2 protein-coding genes and 2 pseudogenes are annotated in these 2,832 nt (G+C 63.2%); 3 read left to right on the forward strand and 1 reads right to left on the reverse strand.

Annotated features, from left to right (window positions below; all coding sequences use genetic code 11):
- Positions 1 to 178: 178 nt before the first annotated feature.
- Positions 179 to 766 (reverse strand): annotated as a pseudogene (locus tag V2S85_RS26940) (conjugal transfer protein TraG); the annotation flags it as partial.
- Positions 767 to 1,082: 316 nt separating this feature from the next.
- Here V2S85_RS26940 and V2S85_RS26945 point away from each other — a divergent pair.
- The 3 genes and pseudogenes from V2S85_RS26945 to V2S85_RS26955 all read left to right on the forward strand — a co-directional run bounded on the left by V2S85_RS26945 (position 1,083) and on the right by V2S85_RS26955 (position 2,695).
- Positions 1,083 to 1,334, forward strand: coding sequence for an AbrB/MazE/SpoVT family DNA-binding domain-containing protein (locus V2S85_RS26945; protein ID WP_036529968.1), 252 nt, complete (start codon positions 1,083 to 1,085; stop codon positions 1,332 to 1,334).
- Complete coding sequence (locus tag V2S85_RS26950; RefSeq protein ID WP_330705851.1) at positions 1,331 to 1,729, forward strand: type II toxin-antitoxin system VapC family toxin; 399 nt, start codon at positions 1,331 to 1,333, stop codon at positions 1,727 to 1,729. The genes V2S85_RS26945 and V2S85_RS26950 overlap by 4 nt, the downstream gene beginning before the upstream one ends.
- 209 nt (positions 1,730 to 1,938) lie before the next feature.
- A pseudogene (locus tag V2S85_RS26955) lies at positions 1,939 to 2,695 on the forward strand (IS5 family transposase).
- The last annotated feature ends 137 nt before the right edge of the window (positions 2,696 to 2,832 follow it).

Consider the following 2,832-nt stretch of genomic DNA (forward strand, 5'->3'; position numbering starts at 1 on the left):
TCGGTGACGCCGATCCGGCGACACGCATCCGCCACCGTTCCGCCCTGCGCCAGCACGATCTCCGCTTCACGCAGCTTGCCGATGATCTCTTCCGGCTTGTGCTTCCTCGCCATTCCAGTCCTCCTTCGTGCCCAAATCTAAAACAGATTTTGGGCCACTCAGAAGGGGGCAGATCAGTTATGAAATGCTCGATCGTGTCCGGGCCTGCCTGTTTGCCTGCTTCGAAGCGGGTACTGGTATCGGACCTCGCCGATCGCGAATGGATGGTCGCGCTCGAAACCAGCAGGTCGTTGTGCGCGAAGCTGAAGCGGGCCGTACCGCCATTGGCAACGGCGCCAAGCTGACTCTCGTTGATGAGCCCGCCCTTCCACATCGCCGCTGCCGTCTGCGGCGTGAGGTTGAGGCTCATGTCACCGTTCTGGTCCATCGCGATCTGACGCTTGCTGAGATCCACGCCATGTTCAGCGAGCAGGCCCTGCATGCGCGTCAGCTTTTCCTTCTCGACAATGCTGGTGAGCCGGTCGTTGCGGGCGCGATCGGCAATGCCTTGCGTCCCGCCCTCGGCCATGTCAACCTGGTTTCCGGACGTGCGCGAGAGCGCCTGGATGAAGCTGTCGAGCCTTGCGGCCTCGCGGGTCGAGCTGCCGGCCGCCGCTGCTCCTTGCGCGAAGCCGAAGTTCTCCGATTGCCGGCGCTGCTCCCCGATTCTGGCTGCCGATCGCGTTCCCGCCGTACCGACCTCGCGCTGGGCGTCGAGCTTGCCCGTCCAGCGTCGCGGCAAGATCGTCGGGTAACGAGCGGGTCACCGGAACGCGGGCCAGCCAGGCCTGCATTGCGGCCGCGTCCTCGACCGGATGGATCGCGGCGCGTCTGGCCGCATCCTGGGCCACATCCCGTCCGATGGGCTGCGCTGCTGCGTCTGGTGGCAGGGCGGCAAGCAGCACGATGGCGAGCGTGATTGACTGCATGGTGCAGTTTTGCAGGGCGGGTATGGGGGAAATGCGCGCTGGTTTGGCGCGTTGGAGTGAGCCTTGAAGGCAAGGAAGATTTTCCTTACATTCGGCGGCGAAGGGACTCGCGCCATGAACGCTCTGACGATCAGCACCAAGGGACAGATCACGCTGCGAAAGGAATTGCTGCAGCACTTGGGCGTGCACCCGGGCGACCGAATAAGCTTCGAGAAAATGCCCGGCGGCGAAGTGCGCATCCGCGCGGTGCGGCCTTCAGGCAAGCTCGACGGTTTCTTCGGTTCGCTGCGGCGCGATGGCCAGGCACCGATTTCGGTCGAGGACATGAACGAGGCGATCGCGGAAGGCTGGGCCGGCCGGTCGTGAAGATCACGGTCGATACCAATATCCTGGTGCGCGCCGCGACCCAAGACGACCCGGTGCAGGGCGCTCTCGCGCAGCGGCTTATGCAGGAGGCAGACCTTGTCGCCATCGCGCTGCCGTCGCTGTGCGAGTTCTGCTGGGTCCTGCTTCGCCTCTACAAGTTTCCGGCGTCCCGTGTCGCCGACGCGCTGCGGGTTCTGATCGAGGCGGAGAACGTCAGGCTTGACCGTCAGGCGGTCGAGGCCGGTCTTGCGATACTCGATGCAGGCGGCGACTTCGCGGACGGCGTGATCGCCCACGAAGGTCAGTGGCTCGGCGGCGAGACATTCATGAGCTTCGACCAGAAGGCTATCCGCCTCCTGCAAGCGCGCGGGGAAGCAGCCGAAATTCCCACCTGAGGGGGCTGCTCGCGGCTTTCGCGGCAAATTGGGTGTGAGCCGATCGGTCATTCGCCCGGCCCCTGGGCAAGAGGAATCCCAAGGCTCTCGCCCGCCCGCGGATCGCTGGCGGAAACGGGACCGTTCGCTAGGCCTGATCGACATTCAGGATTCCCAAGGCGGCTGAGAGGTGATTCATAGTAATCCGTGTCGAGGGCGCGGAGGGAATGATGGTGACCAAGCGGTACGAGTTGAACGAAGCGCAGTGGGGGAGGGTCTCGCCCTTGCTGCCGGGCAAGATGGCCGATCCGGGGCGTTCGGCGTCGGATAACCGTCTGTTTGTGAATGGATGTCTGTGGGTGCTGCGATCTGGCGCGCACTGGTGCGATCTGCCGGAACGCTATGGTAAGTGGAAGAGCGTGCATCGGCGCTTCAGCCGCTGGTGCCACGCAGGCGTTTGGGAGCGGGTGTTCGACGCGCTGACCGCCGATCGCGACAATCAGTATCTGATGATCGACAGCACCATCGTCCGCGCGCACCAGCAGGCAGCAACCGGAAAAGGGGGGCGTGCGATCAGGTGCTGGGGCGTTCCCGAGGCGGACTGACCACCAAGATCCACATGCTGGCAGATGCGTTCGGCCGACCGCTGCGCTTCATCATTACGCCCGGCCAAACCGGCGACTCACCCAGGCGCCGGCCCTGCTTCATGACCACGACGGCCATGCGGTGCTGGCCGACAAAGCTTATGACAGCAATGCTTTACGCGCGACCATTGCAGACATGGGCGTCGAGGCGGTCATCCCCTCCAATCGATCCCGCAAGCTCATCATCCCGCATGACGCGGTCCTCTACAAACTGAGAAACCGTATCGAAAGATGCTTTGGTCGCCTCAAGCACGTCAGACGCTTCGCCACCCGCTATGATCGGCGCGCCATCCACTTCACAGGCTTTGTCCACCTCGCAGCTGTCATGATCTGGTTACGCTGAATGTCGATCGGCCCTAGCACTACTTTGGCAGAATTGTGATTTTCGGGATTCCCTGCAGGGGAAATGCGTGATTCATAGGGAGCCAGCTTTGATGGAGGCTGGCGATGGAAGAGGATTGGCAGCGGGATCTCGAGCAT

The sequence above is a fragment of the Novosphingobium resinovorum genome, assembly GCF_036352595.1.
Taxonomy (GTDB): domain Bacteria; phylum Pseudomonadota; class Alphaproteobacteria; order Sphingomonadales; family Sphingomonadaceae; genus Novosphingobium; species Novosphingobium resinovorum_B.